The organism is Candidatus Defluviilinea gracilis (assembly GCF_057138825.1).
Genome location: NZ_DBNHEF010000046.1, coordinates 16,007 through 36,242, shown reverse-complemented (window position 1 = coordinate 36,242; position 20,236 = coordinate 16,007). Strand labels below are relative to the sequence as shown.

At 51.5% G+C, this 20,236-nt stretch carries 15 protein-coding genes; all 15 read left to right on the top strand.

The features are described 5' to 3' along the window. The first annotated feature begins 39 nt into the window (after positions 1 to 39). The 15 genes from rfbB to AC16KF_RS05770 all read left to right on the top strand — a co-directional run bounded on the left by rfbB (position 40) and on the right by AC16KF_RS05770 (position 20,183). A complete protein-coding gene (gene rfbB, locus AC16KF_RS05840) occupies positions 40 to 1,155 on the top strand; it encodes a dTDP-glucose 4,6-dehydratase (protein WP_484036356.1) in 1,116 nt (371 codons plus the stop codon). After that, positions 1,152 to 2,024: a glucose-1-phosphate thymidylyltransferase RfbA gene (rfbA, locus tag AC16KF_RS05835; protein ID WP_484036355.1), complete on the top strand. Its 873-nt coding sequence runs from the start codon at positions 1,152 to 1,154 to the stop codon at positions 2,022 to 2,024. Before rfbB ends, rfbA begins: the two co-directional genes overlap by 4 nt. Continuing rightward, on the top strand, positions 2,024 to 2,431 hold the full coding sequence (locus AC16KF_RS05830; protein ID WP_484036354.1) for a MaoC family dehydratase: 408 nt from the start codon (positions 2,024 to 2,026) through the stop codon (positions 2,429 to 2,431). The genes rfbA and AC16KF_RS05830 overlap by 1 nt, the downstream gene beginning before the upstream one ends. A gap of 3 nt (positions 2,432 to 2,434) precedes the next feature. Beyond that, the gene (gene wecB / locus AC16KF_RS05825) at positions 2,435 to 3,499 is read left to right on the top strand and encodes a non-hydrolyzing UDP-N-acetylglucosamine 2-epimerase (protein ID WP_484036353.1); all 1,065 of its coding nucleotides are present in this window, start codon (positions 2,435 to 2,437) and stop codon (positions 3,497 to 3,499) included. Between the two features lie 120 nt (positions 3,500 to 3,619). Beyond that, complete coding sequence (locus AC16KF_RS05820) at positions 3,620 to 4,099, top strand: winged helix-turn-helix transcriptional regulator (RefSeq protein WP_484036352.1); 480 nt, start codon at positions 3,620 to 3,622, stop codon at positions 4,097 to 4,099. Beyond that, positions 4,099 to 4,704, top strand: a complete 606-nt coding sequence (locus AC16KF_RS05815; protein ID WP_484036351.1) for an acyltransferase — start codon at positions 4,099 to 4,101, stop codon at positions 4,702 to 4,704. The genes AC16KF_RS05820 and AC16KF_RS05815 overlap by 1 nt, the downstream gene beginning before the upstream one ends. After that, the gene (locus AC16KF_RS05810; protein ID WP_484036444.1) at positions 4,701 to 5,786 is read left to right on the top strand and encodes a DegT/DnrJ/EryC1/StrS family aminotransferase; all 1,086 of its coding nucleotides are present in this window, start codon (positions 4,701 to 4,703) and stop codon (positions 5,784 to 5,786) included. The genes AC16KF_RS05815 and AC16KF_RS05810 overlap by 4 nt, the downstream gene beginning before the upstream one ends. Next, the gene (locus AC16KF_RS05805) at positions 5,783 to 6,778 is read left to right on the top strand and encodes a Gfo/Idh/MocA family protein (RefSeq protein ID WP_484036350.1); all 996 of its coding nucleotides are present in this window, start codon (positions 5,783 to 5,785) and stop codon (positions 6,776 to 6,778) included. The genes AC16KF_RS05810 and AC16KF_RS05805 overlap by 4 nt, the downstream gene beginning before the upstream one ends. Continuing rightward, on the top strand, positions 6,775 to 8,097 hold the full coding sequence (locus AC16KF_RS05800) for a nucleotide sugar dehydrogenase (protein ID WP_484036349.1): 1,323 nt from the start codon (positions 6,775 to 6,777) through the stop codon (positions 8,095 to 8,097). Before AC16KF_RS05805 ends, AC16KF_RS05800 begins: the two co-directional genes overlap by 4 nt. A 323-nt stretch (positions 8,098 to 8,420) precedes the next feature. Continuing rightward, positions 8,421 to 10,772, top strand: a complete 2,352-nt coding sequence (locus AC16KF_RS05795) for a fused MFS/spermidine synthase (RefSeq protein ID WP_484036348.1) — start codon at positions 8,421 to 8,423, stop codon at positions 10,770 to 10,772. A 42-nt stretch (positions 10,773 to 10,814) separates the two neighbouring features. Beyond that, positions 10,815 to 10,940: a hypothetical protein gene (locus AC16KF_RS05790; RefSeq protein WP_484036347.1), complete on the top strand. Its 126-nt coding sequence runs from the start codon at positions 10,815 to 10,817 to the stop codon at positions 10,938 to 10,940. A 176-nt stretch (positions 10,941 to 11,116) separates the two neighbouring features. Further along, positions 11,117 to 12,070, top strand: coding sequence for a glycosyltransferase family 2 protein (locus AC16KF_RS05785; protein WP_484036346.1), 954 nt, complete (start codon positions 11,117 to 11,119; stop codon positions 12,068 to 12,070). Positions 12,071 to 12,148: 78 nt separating this feature from the next. Continuing rightward, positions 12,149 to 16,780 (top strand): ArnT family glycosyltransferase, encoded by a 4,632-nt coding sequence (locus AC16KF_RS05780; RefSeq protein WP_484036345.1) that lies wholly within the window; start codon positions 12,149 to 12,151, stop codon positions 16,778 to 16,780. A 22-nt stretch (positions 16,781 to 16,802) separates the two neighbouring features. Continuing rightward, the gene (locus tag AC16KF_RS05775) at positions 16,803 to 18,113 is read left to right on the top strand and encodes a hypothetical protein (RefSeq protein WP_484036344.1); all 1,311 of its coding nucleotides are present in this window, start codon (positions 16,803 to 16,805) and stop codon (positions 18,111 to 18,113) included. Between the two features lie 42 nt (positions 18,114 to 18,155). After that, on the top strand, positions 18,156 to 20,183 hold the full coding sequence (locus tag AC16KF_RS05770; RefSeq protein ID WP_484036343.1) for a hypothetical protein: 2,028 nt from the start codon (positions 18,156 to 18,158) through the stop codon (positions 20,181 to 20,183). Positions 20,184 to 20,236: the final 53 nt, after the last annotated feature.

The following is a 20,236-nucleotide window of genomic DNA, read 5'->3' as shown; positions in this document are numbered from 1 at the left end:
TGCGGTACGGATTGTTCACGTAATCTTGAAAGGATAACCATGACCGGGAAACAAACCATTCTCCTCACAGGCGGCAACGGATTCATCGGCGCGAACCTCGCGCGCCTGCTGATGAAGAGCAAACAATACCGCGTCGTCAACCTCGACGCGCTGACGTACGCCGCCAACCCGCTGTCGCTGGCAGACTTGGATGGCAACCCTGATTATGTGTTTGTGAAGGGGAGCATCACCGACCGCGAACTTGTCGCCTCGTTGTTTGAAAAATATCAACCCATAGGCGTTTTCCACCTCGCGGCTGAATCGCACGTGGATCGTTCCATCGTCAACGCGGAGGATTTCCTGCAAACGAATGTGATCGGCACGTTCACCCTGCTCGAAGCCGCGCGCGCGTATTGGAACAAGTTGACTGACGAAGCAAAGGAATCATTCCGCTTTTTGCACGTTTCGACAGATGAAGTCTTTGGCTCGCTGGGCGCGGACGGTTATTTCACCGAAGAGACGCCCTACGCGCCGAACTCGCCTTACTCCGCATCCAAAGCCTCGAGCGATCATTTCGTCCGCGCGTTCCATCACACGTATGGCTTGCCGACAGTCATTACGAATTGTTCGAACAATTATGGTCCGTATCAATTCCCCGAGAAGATGATCCCCTTAATGATCCTGAATGCGCTCTCGGGCAAGCAACTTCCAGTCTATGGCGACGGCTCAAATGTGCGCGACTGGTTGTACGTGGAGGATCATTGCAAGGCGATTCGACTCGCGTTTGAAAAAGGAGCGCCGGGCGAAGTGTATGTTGTGGGCGGGAGCAACGAGCAGAAGAATCTCGATCTTGTGAATCAAATTTGCAGTATCCTCGATGAGGTCGCGCCGCCGGAGGAAGTGAATCAACTCCGTGAGCAGGGATTGAAGAGCTACAAAGAGCTGATCCGTTTTGTGACCGACCGCCCGGGGCACGACCGCCGCTACGCGATCGACGCGGGGAAGATTCAGCGTCAATTGGGGTGGCAGGCTGAGGTCCGGTTTGAAGCGGGTTTACGTCAAACGATTGAATGGTATTTGCAAAATCCAGAGTGGGTGGATCAAGTAAGCGGCGGCGCGTACGGCGAGTGGATCAAGAAAAATTATGCGTGGCGCGCCGAGAAGGAGTCGAAATGAAGGGAATCATTTTGGCGGGCGGCAAAGGCACGCGGCTCTATCCGTTGACGATCGCCATGAGCAAACAGTTGTTGCCCGTGTACGACAAACCGATGGTGTATTATCCGCTTTCGATGTTGATGCTGGCGGGGATACGCGAGGTGTTGATCATCAGCACACCGGACGCGCTGCCCGCGTTTCGTGAATTGTTGAAAGATGGCTCGCACTGGGGAATGAAATTCGAATACAAAGAACAAGCCGAGCCGCGCGGACTTGCGGATGCGTTTTTGGTTGGGCGCGAGTTTATCGGCGACAGCCCGGTGTGTTTAATTTTGGGCGACAATATTTTTTACGGCGAAGGGATGATCTCGCTGTTGCAAAAGTGCGCGTCGTTGACCGAGGGCGCGTTCATCTTCGGCTATCGCGTCACCGACCCGGAGCGCTACGGTATTGTCGAGTTCGATGCTGACGAGAATGTGATCAGCATCGAAGAGAAACCCGCATCGCCGAAGTCCAATTTTGCTGTGCCGGGCATTTATTTTTACGATAATCAAGTGGTGCAATTGGCTGAGAAGGTCAAGCCCTCGGCGCGCGGCGAGATCGAGATCACGGATCTGAACAAACTTTATCTTGAACAAGGGAATCTGAAAGTGCGCGTGTTCGGGCGCGGCGTGGCTTGGCTCGACGCCGGCACACACGACTCGTTGTTGCAGGCGGCGATGTTCATCGAAGCGATCCAGAACCGGCAGGGATTGATGATCTCGTGCCCGGAAGAGATCGCCTATCGAATGAGTTTCATCAATCGCGAGCAGTTGCGAAAACTCGGCGAAGCGTTGCGCGGCAATAGCTACGGCGACTATCTGCTTGAAATCGTCGAAAAAGAGAAGTGATGCGAGAATTCAATTTCAAAGAAGGCGACGGCTTTTCGTTCGAGCGGTTCATTTCGGCGGATGATGTGAATCGTTTCGCCGAGGTGGTCGGCGATTCGAATCCGATCCATCTCGATGAAAGTTTTGCCGAGAACTCGTTCTTTAAAAAGAGAATTGTTCACGGCGCGTTCCTCGGCGGGTTGATCTCGAAAGCGCTGGGCATGGATTTTCCCGGCGAAGGCACGGTGTACATTTCGCAAAACTCTTCGTTCAAACGCCCGGTCTTTGTTGATTCGACGGTGAAGGTGGAAGTGAAAGTAACGCAAGTCAATGTAGAAAAACGGAGATTGGTGTTAGATACAACGATTCTCAACTCAGACGGGAAGATCTGCCTTGCCGGTTCAGCGGAAGTGTGGCTGCCGGAATAGCTAATGAAAACAATTGCCTCCATTGTTGGCGCACGACCTCAATTCATCAAAGCCGCGCCGGTGTCGCGCGCGCTGACTTCGCATTTTAATGAAGTGATGATCCATACAGGTCAACACTATGATTACGAGATGTCTGACCTCTTCTTCAAAGAGATGGACATGCGCCAGCCCGATTTCAATCTCGGCATCGGCGGCGGGACTCACGGCGCGCAAACCGGTATGATGCTGATCGAGTTGGAAAAAGTAATTTCAGCGGTCAAGCCTGATTGTGTGCTGGTCTATGGCGATACAAATTCCACGCTGGCGGGCGCGTTGACGGCGGCAAAGGCGGGGATTCCACTCGCGCATGTGGAGGCAGGCTTGAGGTCCTATAACCGAGCAATGCCGGAAGAGGTCAACCGCGTGCTGACCGATCACGTATCCAGTTGGTTGTTTTGTCCCACCGACGCGGCGATCAAAAATTTGCAAAAAGAGGGAATCACGAAAGGTGTCCATCAGATCGGCGATGTGATATATGACGCGCTGTTGCGTAATCTTGAGATCGCGCGCGCGAAGTCGCAGATCTTGGAGCGGATGAGTTTGAAGAAAGGGGAGTACGCGCTGGCGACCGTGCATCGCGCGGGGAATACGGATGATCGAACCAACATGCAATCCATTTTAGACGCGCTTGGCTCACTGCCGACGCGGGTGATCTTCCCAGTGCATCCGCGTACGCGGAAGAGAATCGAAGAGTGGAAGTTTGCCATCAACGAGAATGTGTCGTTGATCGAGCCGCTGGGTCCGTTGGATATTTTGCAATTGCAAGAAAACGCGGATTGCATTCTCACTGATTCCGGCGGGATGCAAAAGGAAGCATATTTGCTCGGTGCGCGGTGCATCACGTTGCGCGATGAAACCGAATGGGTGGAAACGGTCTCCGCTGGTTGGAACAGCCTCGCGGGCGTGGACGCGAAGCGTATCCGTGCTTTATATGGAACATGGAAGCCGGCAAGGGAGCGTCCGCTGTTGTATGGGGATGGTCACGCGGCGGAGAAGATTGCTCAAATTTTGCGAGACGAATTGAATTAACGGAGAATTTCCCGCAGGTTTGATTTAAGGAATAACTCCTGAGTAGAAACCTGCTGGACGGTTTGTTTTGACTTGACAGGGACAAATTTCTGTGTGAGAATTCAGAAACTGAATGCTCGCATGACCGAAATCAAACCTCACGAATACTCCCTGCTCAATGAAATCGCCCAGGATTCGATGGTCACACAGTCGAATCTTTCGGACCGCCTCGGCATCGCCGTCGGAAGCGTCAACTGGTACGTGAAGCGGCTGATCGTTCGCGGCTGGATCAAGGTTTCGCATCTTGACCGCACGCGGCTGAAGTACGATCTCACCCCCGACGGGATGGCTGTGTTCACCCAACGCGCCTTGAACTACGCCCGCGACTCGCTCAAAGTCTATGGCGATTTTCGCAACAAGGCAAAGTCTTTTGTCGGCGACCTCCAACACAAGGGAATCACCCAAGCCTACATTCAAGGCGAGGATGAACTTGTAGATATTTTGCGGCTGACCTGCATCGAAGCAGGAATCCGCCTGCTCGATTCGCCGAATGGCATATTGTTGAAAGTAGTAGGACAAGATTATCGTTTGATCGAAAAAACCAAGAAGGGAAACCAATAATGGGAGTCCGCATTCATCCAACCGCAGAAGTTTCAGACAAAGCAGAGATCGGCGAAGGCTCGAGCATCTGGCATCACGCGCAGGTACGCGAGGGCGTGAAGATCGGAACCAATTCGATCATCGGTAAAGGCGTGTATGTGGATGCCGGCGTGCCGATTGGGGATAACGTGAAGATCCAAAACTATGTTTCGGTTTATCATGGCGTGGCAATCGAAGACGGCGTCTTTGTGGGACCTCACGTCTGCTTCACCAATGATATGCGCCCGCGCGCGGTTAACCCAGATGGTTCGCTCAAAGCCGCGGACGATTGGGTGCTGAGTGAAACGCGCATCCAAAAAGGCGCGGCGCTCGGGGCTAACTCTACAATTCGATGCGGGATCACCATCGGCGAGTGGGCAATGGTCGGCTCTGGAAGCGTGGTGACGAAAGATGTCCCCGCGCATGGACTGGTCTTCGGCAACCCGGCGCGTTTGCGCGGATTCGTCTGCGCGTGCGGCGAGATGTTTGAAAAAGATTCACAGGCTGGTAATGCTGTGAAATTAAAATGCCCGAAATGCGGGCGCGCGCATGAAGTATCCATAAAGGAATGGGAGATGACTCAATGATCCACATGGCGAAACCTCAAATGGGGGCGGAAGAAAAACAAGCGGTAATGGAAGTTTTGGATTCGGGCATCATTGCGCAGGGACCGCGCGTGAAAGCCTTCGAGGAAGGGTTCGCCGCGATGTGCGGCGTGAAGCATGCCATCGCCGCATCCTCCGGCACAACCGCATTGCATCTCGCCATGCTCGCGCACGGGATCGGCGAAGGCGACGAGGTGATCACTTCCGCGTTCACGTTCATTGCCTCCGCCAACAGCGCGTTGTTCACCGGCGCCAGACCTGTGTTCGTGGATATTGACCCGCGCACGTTCAACATGGACCCGGCAAAGATCGAAGCCGCGATCACGAAAAAAACAAAAGCGATCCTGCCTGTGCACCTCTACGGCTTGTCCTGCGACATGGACCCGATCATGAAGATCGCCGAAAAACACGGACTGGCGGTCATCGAAGACGCGTGTCAGAGTCACAGCGCGGAGTACAAAGGCAAAAAGGTCGGTTCGATGGGGACGGGAACATTCTCGTTGTACCCGACCAAAAATATGACCTCCGCCGAGGGCGGCATGATCACGACCAACGATTCGACTATTGACGAGTTGTGCCGCGTCTTCCGCCAGCATGGAATGCGCGTGCGTTACTATCACGATATGCTCGGGTACAACTTCCGCATGACCGACATCCATGCCGCGATCGGGCTGGCGCAATTGCAGAAGCTCGAGAAGTTCAATGCCCAACGGCGCGCGAATGCCGAATTCTTGAGCGCCAACTTGAAGGGCGTCCGAACGCCTTTCGCCCCCGAAGGGCAGACGCATGTCTTCCATCAATACACGATCCGCGTTCCGAACGGCAAACGCGACACGCTCCGCGCCTACCTGAACGAAAACGGAGTTGGTTCCGAAGTCTATTATCCGGTGCCGATCCATAAGCAAAATTTTTACGTGAAAGATTTGGGCTATAACCAAAGTTTGCCTGAAACAGAATTTGCAACAACCGAAGTTTTATCTCTGCCTGTGCATCCCGCGTTGAGTCCCTCCGATCTTGAGACCATCGTGAGCACGGTCAATGATTTCATGGAGAAGAGCGGATGAAAGTAGCAGTCATCGGCGTTGGCACGATGGGACGGCATCACGCCCGCGTGTACAGCGAACTCCCCGAAGCGGACCTGGTTGCGATCTCCGATTCCGATTCGATCCGCGCCGATTCGACTGCGGAGAAATTTGGAATCCGCGCGTATACCGACCATCGCGAAATGCTTGACAAAGAAAAACCCGATGCGGTCTCGGTCGTTGTTCCCACAGCATTGCACGAAAAAGTGGGCATGGACGCGCTTGACGCTGGCGTGAATGTTCTGATCGAAAAACCGATTGCCGCAACGGTGGAAGAAGGCGCGCGCCTCATCGACAAAGCGCGCGCGATGAACAAACAATTGATGGTGGGTCATGTGGTGCGTTTCGACCCAGCCTTGCAAGCGCTCAAACAAAAATTGGACGCGGGCGAACTCGGGCGCATCTATCAAATTTTCTGCCGCCGCGCGGGTCCGTTCCCCGCGCGCATTCAGGATGTGGGCGTGGTCATTGACCTCGCGCCGCACGATGTGGATATTATGCGTTTCCTCGCCGGCACGAATCCCACGCGCGTCTACTCCGAGATCGAACAGCGGATTCACACCGATCATGAAGACCTGCTGTGGGCGACGCTTCGTTTCCCCGACGGGATCATTGGCGGGCTTGAGATCAACTGGCTCACGCCGACGAAGATCCGCGAAGTCTGCGTGCTGGGCGAGCGCGGCATGTTCCGCGCCGACGCGCTCACGCAGGATCTGTATTTTTACGAGAATTCCCTTGTCAACACGGTGCAATGGGCAACGCTCCAGACCATCAAGGGCGTGAGCGAAGGCAGTATGACCCGTTACGCCATCCCGCGCTTCGAGCCGTTGAAAGCGGAGTTGCAATCGTTCCTCAAAGCATTACAGGATGGAAACCCCGTTCCCATCACCGGGGAAGATGGCCTCGCCGCCTTGAAAATTTCTCTCGCCCTTGTGGAATCGGGGCACACGCATCAGGTGGTTGATTTACAATGAATCTCAATGAACTTCGCGCGCGCATCGAAACCAAGACTGCGAAACTGGCTGTCATCGGGCAGGGATATGTCGGCTTACCGGTTGCCGCGCTGTTTGCCGGTCAGGGGCTGGACGTTCTCGGTGTGGATATTAAACCTGGGCTGGCTGAGAAGATCAACGCCGGCATTAACCCTATTGAAGGTTTTGAGCCGGGGTTGGCGGAACTCTTGCAGGAAGGGATTTCCTCCGGTCGTTTGCGCGCCACCGCTGATTATAAAGAACTGGCTGACCGTGACGTTTTTATCGTAGCCGTCGAAACGCCGGTGGACGATAACCATATTCCGCGTTATAACGCGTTACGCGCGGCATTGACCAGCCTCGCGTCGGTGATGAAGCATGGCGCGCTGGTCATTATCGAATCCACGATCGCGCCGCGCACGATGAACGACCTTGTTCTGCCGTTGCTCGAAAAACAAAGCGGAAAGAAAGTGAACGAAGGCTTCTTCCTCGGCAATTGTCCCGAACGTGTGATGCCCGGCAAACTATTGAACAATCTGCGCAAGATGAGTCGCGTAGTGGGCGGCATGACGCCTGAAACCTCGGAGACGATGATCGCGCTGTACAAGAATTTTGTCGAAGCTGATCTCGACCCGGCAGATTGCATTACCGCTGAACTGGTGAAAACGGTGGAGAATGCCTATCGCGACGTGCAGATCGCGTTTGCAAATGAAGTGGCGCTGGTTGCCGAAGCGGCGGGCGGCGACGTGTGGAAAGTGCGCGAACTGGTGAATAAAAGCCCGCAACGACAGATGCACCTGCCCGGCGCGGGAGTCGGCGGGCACTGCATCCCGAAAGACCCGTGGCTTCTCGTCCACGGTGTGGAGGAAAAAGGAGTCCAGTTACGTTTGATCCCTGCCGCGCGTTCGGTAAACGACTCGATGCCCCTTCACATGGTTAAACTGCTGGAAGACGCGCTCGCGGGTGTTGGCAAGCCTATCCTTGATGCTCGCATTGCCGTGCTGGGATATGCCTATCTCGAAGACAGTGACGATACCCGCAATAGCCCGACTCGTTCGCTTGTCGCGCGTCTCTATGAACTCGGCGCGGAGCCGGTCATCCACGACCCATGGATCGCGGAATATAACGGTGATGTCTATGAAAAGGTCAAAGGCTGCGACGCAGCGGTGGTGATGGTGGCGCATAGCGAATACAAGACGATGGATTTGAGTAAGTTGAAGTCTGCGCTGAGCTCGCCTGTGCTGGTGGATGGGAGGCGGGTTTACAGTTTGGAAGGCGCGCAATCTGCCGGGCTTGTTTATCACAAACTGGGCGCAGGGTGAAAGAATTCTTCCCGGTGAGACGAAACAACAGACATGAAGTATCGATAGGTGTCCGTTTTCGACTTGAGGCAAAGCGGACCTCTGATAGGTTCTTAATATCCGCGCCTGGATTGGAAATGTCCTCGGCTTGGGTAGCATTTCAGGAATAAGACAAGAGGGCGTTCCGCTCACTGCGAGTGAAAAGGAATTTATTTCACATGCGCCAGCGCGTCGCTTGATGATCGACGTGCGAAGCGCCTGGTTGTTTTAGATTGATCCCTCATGTTTTCTTCCGATTAAGCCAGATCGTCAAAGTAATTCTCTAAAGAAATGAGGCGCTTTACATGAAAAGAAACTTCACAATTCAATCAATATTTACCGTATTATTCTTTCTGTCAGGATTTGCCGCAATCTCGTTTCAGGTAATTTGGCAGAAAGTTCTTGCTCAAGTAGTGGGGGTTGATTCGATATCGGTTGCCATTATCGTGGTTATTTTTATGAGCGGACTTGGTTTTGGGTCTCTTTATGCGGGATACTTTGTCTATCGTTATAAAGATAACCTGCTCCGTAATTATAGTCTTATCAATTGTTTTATCGGCGTGTACGGTTTCTTCTCGCTTTGGATTTTACGCGCTGTAAACAAGTGGTTGATCCCGGTCGTTCCCACTTCGATCCTTTCTGACTTGTTGATCAATTTAGTATTGATGTTTCTCCCCGTTTTTTTTATGGGAATGACGACGCCCATTGTGATTGAATTAATGAAAAAGGATCTGGGGACGCTTGGAAAAACAGAAGGATTCTTCTACGGGATTAATACATTTGGGTCGGCAATCGGCGCTTTGATTACTAATTTCTTGTTGATCGAAAGCGTGGGTTTTACGGGCGTGGTTCAATTGTCTTCGGTTTTATATCTGATCGTTTCATTCGTGGTTTATGTTGTATACAAAAAAGAGGCGCTTCTGCCGGGTTCCCAGGAAGCCGAAGAGCCGTTTAGGCAAAATCCCCTAAAATTCCCAGTAGAGTTAATTGTCCCGTCTTTTTTGCTCGGGTTTTCCAGCCTGGCTTTGGAAATGATATTGTTTCGCGTGCTGAGCAATTACCTCACTATGGCGTCGTTGGTCTATCCGGTGATGTTGTCTGGTTTTCTTGTGTTGATGGCGGCTGGAAACTATATCGGCGGGTTGTGGGTTGACCGCAATTTTTCCAATCGATCAAATTTGATTCTCCGCTTAGGCGCGGGCGCAATAATCTTATTGACAATTCCATTTCTTCTGTCCCCGAGTTTGTTTGCGCGATTGGGCGCCCTCGTATTCACGTCGTTCAACGGACAATTGGTCAGCGAAGTGACCTATGCGCGAGTTGGAGATCCCAACCCTGTTATTTCATTTGTTTTTTCGCTGGTTTTCATGATAGGTATTGTCCCCTTGGCGGGTTTTTTCCCGCTGATTGCGCGAATTGCAACGACCACCATTGGGATGGCTGGCAGCCGCTTTGCTTTGTTACTTTTCTGGTATACCGTAGGAAACATACTGGGCTCGTTTTTTGCCGGGCTGTTTTTCTTTGAATGGTTTGGCGCCGTTGGTTCATTGATTATCGTACTGGCATTGATCCTCATAGGCGTATCTGTTCTTTTGGCGTCACAGGAGAAAAAACCGTTTCGGGTCAATGGTAGGCGAATGCTGTTATTGGTGATGATTTTTGCGATCTGCATGACTTTAATCCCGCGAGATTATTTTATGCGGTTTAGTTTGGGTCGTTATAAGCCGGTTGAAATTTATGAGGGACGAAATGGCGTAGTGACAGTCGTCCCCACGGATCGATTCTATACAATTGTCGACATGTATAGAACGGCGTCCGCATCTGCCATTGTAAGAGACCCGGAACCTTATGAGCAGTACGAAGCTTGGCGGTGGAATATGTCTCTCATGATGGCGTTGGACCCTGAATTTCGACCTAAACGGGTTTTGATCATAGGGTTGGGACATGGTTATTTGGTTAACGCATTGCTTGATTATGATTTTGTCGAAGAGATCGTAATCGTGGACATTTCGGATGAAATTATCGACGCCGTCAAGGAACATACAGCCCCGCCGTATCAGAGAATGTTTCAAGACCCGCGTGTAAAAATTGTCATTGACGACGGAAGGCGATATGCGCAACGGGCGCTGATTGCCGGCGAAAAGTTCGATTTGATTCAGAACAAGGTGAACGAACCCTGGCATAGCGGGTCGGCGAGTTTGTTCACGGTGGAATTCTTTGGCGTTTTGCATGATCTGTTATCGCCGAATGGCTACGTTGCTGTTCGCCCGAAAGTTGGCCATGCGGTGGATGCGTTAACCGTGTTTGAAACCGCGATCTGGCCCTCAGGCGATTATCACATGTATTTTGGACGTAATGCGGATATCGATTTTCAGGAAGCGTTGATCACCAACGATATCTATTCCGAGTATTTTGCCACAACCCCCGGGAATGTTGAGGTCGATCAAGATGATCTTCGTTATCGCGAAATCTCCCTCGTGACCCTTCACGCGGACGATTTGAAAGGTTACCGGTACAATACGGACGATCATCCCGTCTTTGAATATTATTGGATCAACGATCTTACGCGCGAATTTTTGGATCCGCGAGTTGATATATCTGAACTTCCGCTTGATGATAGCGATTATCTTAAGATCCCTGTCAGGTATACTGAATAACTCCGAAACGAGGTTCTTGACGCGGTCGCGCTGCGTCAAGGCATGCGACACGATTTGCTTGCCCAATCGAACTGGCGCATGAACTTTCGTGAAGCGCTGATCCTGAATAACTCGCTTTACGCCGAGCGCCCCGAAGGTTCTCGTGAATCAGGTTGGGTCTTTACCTAAACCCTCAAGACGGCGCGTAACATCGGTGAATAACTCTGAGTACGATGCTCCTGATAGGATCAGGCGCAAGAGCAAGCGAGAATTTTCGATCTTTCTTTGCTCTCAAACCTGGTTTTAAAGCCGTATAATTATGGTTCGTAAGAGTCTCTTGTTGAAGCAAGGTAATGGAGTCCAGAATGGTCAAGAAGAAAAAAATCGCTGTCGTTGTCCCCGCGTACCAGGAAGAACTGCTCATTGGTCGCGTCATCGAAACCATGCCCGGTTTTGTTGACAAGATCGTTGTGGTGGATGATTGCAGCGCGGATAAGACGGCGGAAATTGTGGAAGGGTACGCGAAACGAAAACCGAAAAAGGTCGTGTTGATCCGTCATGAAATCAACCAGGGCGTTGGGGGCGCTATTGCCAGCGGGTATAAGTGGTGCCGGGATCATGATATTGATATTGCGGTGGTCATGGCGGGAGACGCGCAAATGGATCCCGACGATTTGCCAGCCGTAATAGAACCAATTCTTGCGGATCGCGCGGATTACTCGAAGGGGAACCGTTTGGTAACCGGAGACGCATGGAACACGATTCCCAAGATTCGTTACCTGGGGAACTCGGCGCTTTCGCTGTTGACGAAAATCGCCTCGGGGTATTGGCATATCGCCGATTCGCAAACAGGCTATACCGCCATCAACAAAAAAGCGTTGCATTTGATCGATTGGGACAAAATGTATAAACGCTACGGACAGCCCAACGACCTTCTGGTGCGGTTGAACATTTACAGTCTGCGCGTGAGCGATGTGATGGTGAAGCCGGTCTACAACATCGGCGAAAAAAGCGGTATTCGTCCGTTTCGCATCATGCCCAAGCTGGCGCTGTTGATGTTTAAACTATTCTTATTCCGTATGGTCCAAAAGTATATTATTCGCGATTTTCATCCCTTGGTGCTTTTTTACCTGACAGGCTTCTTCTTTTTTGTACTCGATGCGTTATTCCTGTTTCGCTTTTTCAGGCTATGGATGTTGCAAGGCGCGGTTCCTGAGATTACCATGCTGTTGATCGTGTTTTGTTCGTTCTCCAGCCTGTTATTCGTTCTGTTCGCCATGCTGTTCGACATGGAATATAACCTTTCCTTGAAAGGGTAACTTGAACGGAATGATGGTATTTTCCGGTACGGTATTGCGATTATCCTTGCTGTGGGCGTCTTTCTGCGGGTCGGCCAAATGAGCCAGAGACGCAAACCTCTCTTTGCCGCGGCAGGCGTTATCCTGGTTTTGCTGATTGCGGCGTTTATAATCTTCTATGGGAAGAAGAATCCAGAAACAGGGGGGCAAGCATCTCTGCGGAACGACTACGACCGTTTGTTTGCGGAGTTTTCGGTGGAGCATCCGGGCCGCGGAACTTTGGATTATCCGGAAAACATCTCGGCAGACTATGCCAAATCGTACGCCATGTTCCTCAGCGCCGATTTGATCAGAGCGCGGAGCGAGTCGTCGTTTGAGTTATCATCCGCCGCGAAAAATGCGGGATATTGGTTGTTAGACCATGCGGATGAAGACCAGGACGGCGTGATCGGGTGGGGACTTCCGGTAGCCTGGGATGCCTACGGGGATGGCACGCTAAATCCGCCAAACACCGTGTATACAATCACCACCGCGATTGCCATTAATGGTCTTTTGGATTGGCTGGAAGTTGATCCGAACGCGCCGGCGGATCGGATCATGTCCACTGTCAGCGCCGCCTTTCAACCATTTTTAGAGCCTGAAGCAAAGACTCCCGAAGGACTCCTGTTATATTCTTTGTCTGCGAATGACCGGCCTTACGTCACTTACAATCCGGCGGCATACATGGCGGGGCAGATGCAGCGCTTCAGCGCGTTAACAGGCGACCCGGAAGAGCAGAACCGGCTTCGCTCGACAGCGGACCAAACCATGACCGTCTTGTTGGATGCGCGGCTGGTGGATCCGCATGGAGGTTGGTATTGGTTATATGGCGTTGGCGAATCTAGCCCCAACGATGCCGCTCATGCCATTTATATTGTGGACGGTATCTATCAATATATCGCGCATCAAGGCAAGTTTGCCGATGAATTTGACTGGAGTAATATCGTCAAACACATCGATCTTTTTTATTCGTCATCGAATGAGCGTTGGATGCGTTTCCCTCAACTCTCGCCCGACTCGCCGCAAGACCCCCCGCGTTTGTACGAGATTGGGATGTTACTGCGCTTCATGGCGATGGCCGGCAAACACAAAGAAGGACTTTCGCTCTATCAATACTCTCTGGACTATCGGACGCCAGACGGCTTGTATGCAAAATTTCCTGTTTCTGCCTCGGACGGCGAACAACCGCTGGTGATCAACGAATATATGTCCTATCTGTTGTATGGTTGGAGTTCACTGCTCTTTCAACCCCCGCTGATCGTCTTGTCGGAACCTTCCAATCTTGCGGGGAATGACCCCGCTGTCGATGAAGTCCTGCCCGTCACAGATTTGAAACAGCCCATCCTCGTTCCTTTTACTTTCCTGGATGTCGAAGACTATGATATTCAACTGGAATTCGATGTGAATCAAATGGCGGGGAAACTCCTCGTCAATGAGAAGAGGTTCTCTCTTCCAGAGCAAACGTTGCCCTTAAAAATAATCGAATGGGACCCGCAAACTCTGGTCGTGTTTACGCGGCGGTTGTGGTCGAACCAAACTCAAATTTGGAGTCTCGATTTAACAACGGGAGAAAACCGCGAGATTCCCCTCCCTGCAGAAACAAGCCTGCTCATATTCCGTCAGGCGGTCTTATATCAACATCACATCGTATTTATTTTGTTCGACCCCGTTAGAAAAACAAACTTCCTGTATCGTTTACTGCCGGGCAAAGAAGCGGGGCAGGCGCTTCAATTTGACCGGTCGTTCCAGGAAGAATATTACATCGATCAACGATATGGCTACCGTCAACAACCCCACATTCTTGCCGTGGAATTTCAAGAGCGGCTTTATCTTGCTTCCGATTCGGTTGTATATGAATATCGCTACTTACCCGGTCGCGAAACGGCGACAAGCCTGACAAACTTCAGCCTTTCCAATCAGTTTAACGCGCTTGAAATTGCCGCCGATCACACCGGGATATTTGCGTTATATCGCAATGTGGATTATTCCGCCGCGCAACCGCAGACAGAACAAAACTTTCCCTTTGTATTGTATGATCTTGCAACTCAAACAGTCGCGCAGACGGATTTTAACGGGTTTGTCCCCTATGGGTTGACGGTGGAAGATGGAAAGCCGCGGGTACAGTTGCTCGAAACGCCCGAAGATTTGCAAGAGGTATTTCTCATCGACATGCGTAACATGCCTGCCTCGGGCATGATGAGCGCGGGCGTGAATAACCTCGAAGGCGAAGTGATATGGACCCAATCGTACTACTTGAACGCTTTCGTTGATTTTCTTGAAGAGAACTCGGACCCGCGAACGCTGTTCCCGCTGAGCGATCTAAAGCCCCAGATCAAACGGCGTCTCGATTTTGAAATGGCGTTGATCGATCGATTAATGATCGAAGGCTCCGGTTTGTTGTGCAAAGCCTTTACAGTGGACCGCAGCCCTGTGCTTCACGCGGTACAAACCGGCAAGATGCTTCTGTTGATGAAGCGCTATCAAAGCCTGCCGAATTCATTGCCATTGGAAAGCTATCCCAAATTCCGCAAGCAGGTTATGGGATTGGAAGGGCATATCGAGGTCCTGGCGCAGGCAGACCCATCGGACCGCTGGCTGGATGAAGACAAGTACTACTTGATGTGGCCCAAAGGCTCGCCCTTTTGGGCAGATGGCGCGGGGATTCCTTACAACCATCAAAATATGTGGGCGGCGGGCTTGTTGTATAACGACCAGCAATCTAAATTTCCCCCCAAAACCCGGCAAGCTGTCATGGATATTCCCCAACAGGTTCTCGATCTGGAAGGATTTTCCGGTTTTCCTGCAAAACATGGCGTTTGGAACTCGAAGTCTCCCGAATACTTTGAATGGTATTACTGGTGGGGCTGGGGAAAGGCGGGCTGGAAGAAAAGCGACGCGATTTCTGTAAACACGCCCCACTGGGCGGGCGATGGAAACAATGTCGCCATCCCCGTCTATCGAACCTTCGACGCAATGGCGGTGTTGATCGCGGGCGAACATTCACCCGGCATCTTGCCCGGCGGCATTGTAGAATATTACCGGCGCGGGGTCGAGATGGATGGGTTGGAGTTATTTCTCAGCCCCTATCTGGCGCGTTACGGCAAAATGCCCGAAGTCTCGTCGGAATTAGCCGGGAAATATTTGCGCTTTGCCGGTCAACCGGATCTGCGCGATTCGCTCTGGGCTTATCGCTATATGTTCGATCAGATGAATACCCCCGCATCCTTAACCCAATCTGACTCTCCTCGCGCGACACAGGTGGGTCTGTATTTGCTGGACGTTCTACTTGTTTTGGGCGGGGCAATCGTTTTATCCGCGATTTGGAAAGTGGATAAACCCATCCCTTGGTTGATGGGTATCTTCTTGATCGGGTATGCGATGATCGTTGTGACGGTGGAAGTGGGCGGGTTGCTCTCTCTCTTGAACAGCACAGCATATTTCATCGTTTTCCATCTATTGATCTTGTTTGCTCTCATAGCCATCTGGTCGCGGAGCGTAGCCTACCCCCGACTGATTCTGTTTCAGGCGAGCCTGCCCGAACGGTCGGCGCTCTTAAGTTCGCTCAAGGCGCATTGGGAGATTTGGATATTTGCCGCGATTTGCGCGGCTGGCTTTGCCTTTCTTGGCTATTCGAATTTAATCCTTCCTCAAAAAATTGACGATGTGGTCACCGCCCATCTGGCGCGGGTTGGGTATTGGCTACAGCATGGAAATCTCCGCCCCTGGCCCGCCGATACGTACCAACTTGCCCAAGTCATCTATCCGCTCAATGCTCAGAGTCAGATCTTATGGAGTTTGCTTTTCCTGCGGAGCGATCAACTCGCGGGCATCTCCCAATGGATCGCCCTTCCCATCGTTTTTTTGGCGGTGTATGGGTTTGCGCGCTTATTGCAATTGGATCGGTATTGGTCCGTGATCGCCGCTTTGGTCTGTTTCTCTATCCCAAACGTATATTTGCAGGGCTTGACGGCAATGACCGACCTGATCAGCGCCGCCCTGTTTCTGTGCGCCATCTATTTATTTTTCCTGATGGTACGGGAAGAAAGACTCTCGATCCTCTCCGGAGTGGCGCTTGGTCTTGCTGTGGGGACGAAGCAGACCATCCTGTTCGCGCTCCCCGGCTTGTTTCTAGTCCTGATGTATCTGGCGATCACGAGAAAATCTCTCTGGTCCCTCTTGTTGAAATGGACGGGAGTGTCCCTTGCCGCCTTCCTGCTTGCAGGCGCGTATATTTATATTTCTAATTTTGTTTATTGGGGAAGCCCCTTGGGACCCGATGTGACCTATCAGGGCTTTACCCAAAGAGGGGCGGCTTTATCGCTTATCGAATACCTTGACCGCTTTCTTGCCAATGGAGCGGCATTGCTTGGCGTGCTTTTCAAAGTTGATTTAATGGGCTGGAATTTCGACGGGACAGTTTGGCCCGGCCCCGCTTTGTTTGTTTTGATCCTTTGTTCTCTCTTATATGTTGGCAGTCGCGTCCGATCGCGCGAAATGGACCTGACCGCGTACTCCCTGATGACGCTGGCAGTGTCCAATGCTTTGATCCTCCTGCTTGTGCGCGATTTTACCGGCTCGCTTTCCAGGTATTTGATGATTTCGATGATCTTGTTTGTGCCTTTAGGTATCGCAGGGCTGGCTCGCATTGCGGAAGAGATGAAATCTCAGCGGCGATCCAATCCGCCTGTCTAATCTGATGAACCGCCGAGTTTTCATGCCGAAGTTTCATTTGTCTCGCCAAAATCTCAACGCCTTCCTTGTTGGAGGAATCCTAGGGTTGCCGCTTGCTCTAAGCGTATCTGGTCATTTCCTGCGATTTTGGCTGCGCCGACCTGAGGTGAAAACGCTGATTCTTGTGGTTATGATACCCCTGCTGACGGTATTGTTGGGGTTCATACTGCTCTTGATTAAGAAACCCGCCAAATTTCTCAAAGGCGTTTATGTGTTGTTGTTTCTTATCGTAGTATACGAAGTGTGGGCGGTCTCCGAGCGCTTCGAGCGCTTCGGTCTCCCGCCGGGCGTCGTTCCTGAAGTTACGCTAACTCTTGCCGCCGAAGAAAAACAGAATCCAGAGGCAGTAGACGATTCTGTAAAATTAATGCGCATCATGCTGGCTGAAAAAGACAGCGCGGAAGCGATTTTCATAGGCTCTCAAACCTGCAACATTGAGTTGACCGAGCCAAATGATGAGAGTCGTTTTACCGAGATACGCCCCGGCGCCGGGCTTCAATGTTCGTTTATTGCCCAGCCCGGCAGTGAGGTGAGACTGGTATTTATACAAGCGCCGGAGAGCGGATATGTAAAGGTCTCGCTTCATCCAAAAAATGAGCCGGGCGACAGCGTTAGCTTTGATTTATATTCTCCTCAACGCGAACACGAAACTTATAAACTATTGGTTCCATTGAGTAGTTTTTTCTTGTTCCTTAAGTGTTTTGATCTTATCTCAATGGTGACGGTATTAACTCTCTTAAGTGTGTTAGTTGTCAGCCGCCTGCCTGTCAATCCGAATGGGTTTGGGCTATTAGTTCTATTGCTGCACCCCATAAATTTGATTTACTTCATGCTGTTTCCAGTGGCTAGCGGGTATGCCATCGCCAAAGATCGTTACGATTATCAGTTTAGCGAGTGGAAAAGGTTTGAACAAATGGCGCGAGATGTCAACCGTTTTGTTCCCCCCGATGCGGGGCTTGCCATTATTTACCCCGGCAAATATCCGGTATCCCCGTTATTCGGTCCCGCGTATACCCGCCGCCTGCTTCCACAATACCCAGCCCCGGCTGAGATATCGGCTTCTGCTCTGCGCGAGTTGGGCGCGGAGTATCTTCTCATGGACGCGCAATTGTTCGAAAAAAACCTGCTTGGGTTTGATGGGCAACTTCATTTTACGATCTATGGCGGCGGAGAAGTGCTGTACCCGTATTATTCACTTGACGACTTATTGCAATCCGGGGTAGAAATCATCGCTTCGTGCGCGCGCGAGTCGGCTTGTGGATATCGCTATTATCTCTTTCGAGCGCGCAAATAGCGCGGTTTGAACCGCTCAACAGTAAATTTCAGGAGACCAAAAATGTGCGGAATCTTTGGCGTGATTGCCGATGGCAAGTTGAACCTCTCTGGCGAACAAGCCAGAAAGACCATGGATAGATTATTTCTCCTCTCTGAGTCGCGGGGCAAGGAGGCGGCTGGGATTGCCTACATGCGGCCCGGCGCCATTCAGGTTGCGAAATACCCGGAACCGGCGTCGAACGTAATTAAGCGAAACGCCTACCGGGAGATGTTTGACCAACACGGCGTTGATAAAGAGTATCCGGTGTGCATCATGGGGCATTCGCGCCTGGTCACCAATGGCGGACGGCAGTTCCACGCGAACAATCAGCCGGTCATTGCCGGTGGCATGGTGGCAATTCATAATGGCATCGTGTGCAATGTGGATGAACTGTGGACGAACCATCCGGATCTGATTCGCTCCTCCCAGTTGGATACCGAAGCGTTTCTCAAAGTGCTGCGTAAAAATTTTACACAAAGCGGCGATTTGATCCAGGCTCTGCGCTCGACCTTTGCAGTGATCGAAGGCGTTGCCTCCATGTCCATCTTCTTCGAAGACCTGAACAGCGTCCTTCTGACTACCAATAATGGCTCGCTATACTTCGGGACGAATCAGGCTGAAACGGCGATTGTCTTCGCCTCCGAAAAGCATATCCTAAAGACCTTCCAACGCTCGAGCCATATTCCTTCCGCCCTGCGGGAACTTTCCATTCAGCACATCGAAGCGGGGACAGCGCTTTTGGTTGACTTGAATTCCATGAAGATCAGCAGGTTTGGTTTTGACGCTGACCAGGGAGACGATCTTAACTTGCCTGCAATGGCTTCCTCGCGCGAGATAAAGGACGTCTCTGCCCCTGAGCAGGCAAGTTCCACGAATACGCGCGCGCCCGGAGAAGGACCATACATACTCCCCGCTCATTTTGTTGATGAATTTCCGCGGAATCGGGAAATCATCGACTCGTTGCGTCGCTGTGCGCGATGCATCCTCCCGGAAACAATGCCCTTTATCCAGTTTGATGAAGATGGCGTTTGTAATTATTGCCGAAGTTACCAGCCGATCTCTGTGTTGGGTATGGATGCGCTCCGGGCGATCTTGGAACCCCACCGAAAAACGAACGGAGAGCCCGATTGTCTTGTCGCTTTTAGCGGCGGGCGCGACTCGAGTTATGGCGTTCACCTGCTCAAGAAGGTTTTGGGTATGAACCCTGTAACCTACACGTACGATTGGGGTATGATCACCGATCTTGGGCGCCGGAATCAAATGCGAATCTGCGGCAAACTTGGCGTTGAAAATATTCTGGTATCGGCGGATATCGTTCGAAAGCGAAGCAATATTCGCAAAAATGTGCTGGCTTGGCTGGAGACCCCCGATTTGGGGACCGTCCCGCTGTTCATGGCTGGCGACAAACAATATTTTTATTATGCCAACAAGGTCAGGCAGCAAACGGAAAACAAGATCGTCATTCTGTGTGAGAATTTATATGAAACCACGCAGTTCAAGTCGGGCTTCTGCGGCATAGCGCCTCGCTTTGAAAGCGAGCATACCTATACCTTGTCGTTGTCCAACAAATTCAAACTGGCGGCGTATTATGCGAGACAGTTCCTTGGGAATCCGAGATATTTGAATTCATCGCTTCTAGATACCTTTGGCGCGTACCTTTCGTATTATTTCATCCCGCACAACTACCTGAATATTTTTCAATACATCGAGTGGAACGAACAGGAAGTGGATCGGACTATTCTCGAAGAGTACAACTGGGAACGGGCCGCAGATACAAAAACAACCTGGCGCATTGGGGACGGCACGGCTTCTTTCTACAACTATATCTACTATACGATGGCCGGGCTCACGGAGAATGACACCTTCCGAAGCAACCAGATCCGCGAGGGGATGCTCTCTCGAGAAGACGCGTTGGCGCGGTCGCGGGAAGAAAACCAACCCCGCTATGACAGTATTCAATGGTACTGCGATATTCTCGGGATCGATTTTGATTTTGCCATGCGAAAGATAAACTCCGCTCAAAAGCTATATAAAAAACATGATGGCTAACCCTGGCATGGATGCTGACCGAAGTGGAAGATACATCTTCAAGCATGGCAATA

Excerpts from the sequence above, each read along its gene's own strand:
- rfbA (WP_484036355.1), top strand. The coding sequence starts at position 1,152 with ATGAAGGGAATCATTTTGGCGGGCGGCAAAGGCACGCGGCTCTATCCG.
- AC16KF_RS05780 (WP_484036345.1), top strand. The coding sequence starts at position 12,149 with ATGAGCCAGAGACGCAAACCTCTCTTTGCCGCGGCAGGCGTTATCCTG.
- AC16KF_RS05820 (WP_484036352.1), top strand. The coding sequence starts at position 3,620 with ATGACCGAAATCAAACCTCACGAATACTCCCTGCTCAATGAAATCGCC.
- AC16KF_RS05795 (WP_484036348.1), top strand. The coding sequence starts at position 8,421 with ATGAAAAGAAACTTCACAATTCAATCAATATTTACCGTATTATTCTTT.
- AC16KF_RS05805 (WP_484036350.1), top strand. The coding sequence starts at position 5,783 with ATGAAAGTAGCAGTCATCGGCGTTGGCACGATGGGACGGCATCACGCC.
- AC16KF_RS05810 (WP_484036444.1), top strand. The coding sequence starts at position 4,701 with ATGATCCACATGGCGAAACCTCAAATGGGGGCGGAAGAAAAACAAGCG.
- AC16KF_RS05790 (WP_484036347.1), top strand. The coding sequence starts at position 10,815 with ATGCGACACGATTTGCTTGCCCAATCGAACTGGCGCATGAACTTTCGT.
- wecB (WP_484036353.1), top strand. The coding sequence starts at position 2,435 with ATGAAAACAATTGCCTCCATTGTTGGCGCACGACCTCAATTCATCAAA.
- AC16KF_RS05800 (WP_484036349.1), top strand. The coding sequence starts at position 6,775 with ATGAATCTCAATGAACTTCGCGCGCGCATCGAAACCAAGACTGCGAAA.
- AC16KF_RS05770 (WP_484036343.1), top strand. The coding sequence starts at position 18,156 with ATGTGCGGAATCTTTGGCGTGATTGCCGATGGCAAGTTGAACCTCTCT.
- AC16KF_RS05830 (WP_484036354.1), top strand. The coding sequence starts at position 2,024 with ATGCGAGAATTCAATTTCAAAGAAGGCGACGGCTTTTCGTTCGAGCGG.
- AC16KF_RS05785 (WP_484036346.1), top strand. The coding sequence starts at position 11,117 with ATGGTCAAGAAGAAAAAAATCGCTGTCGTTGTCCCCGCGTACCAGGAA.
- AC16KF_RS05815 (WP_484036351.1), top strand. The coding sequence starts at position 4,099 with ATGGGAGTCCGCATTCATCCAACCGCAGAAGTTTCAGACAAAGCAGAG.
- rfbB (WP_484036356.1), top strand. The coding sequence starts at position 40 with ATGACCGGGAAACAAACCATTCTCCTCACAGGCGGCAACGGATTCATC.
- AC16KF_RS05775 (WP_484036344.1), top strand. The coding sequence starts at position 16,803 with ATGCCGAAGTTTCATTTGTCTCGCCAAAATCTCAACGCCTTCCTTGTT.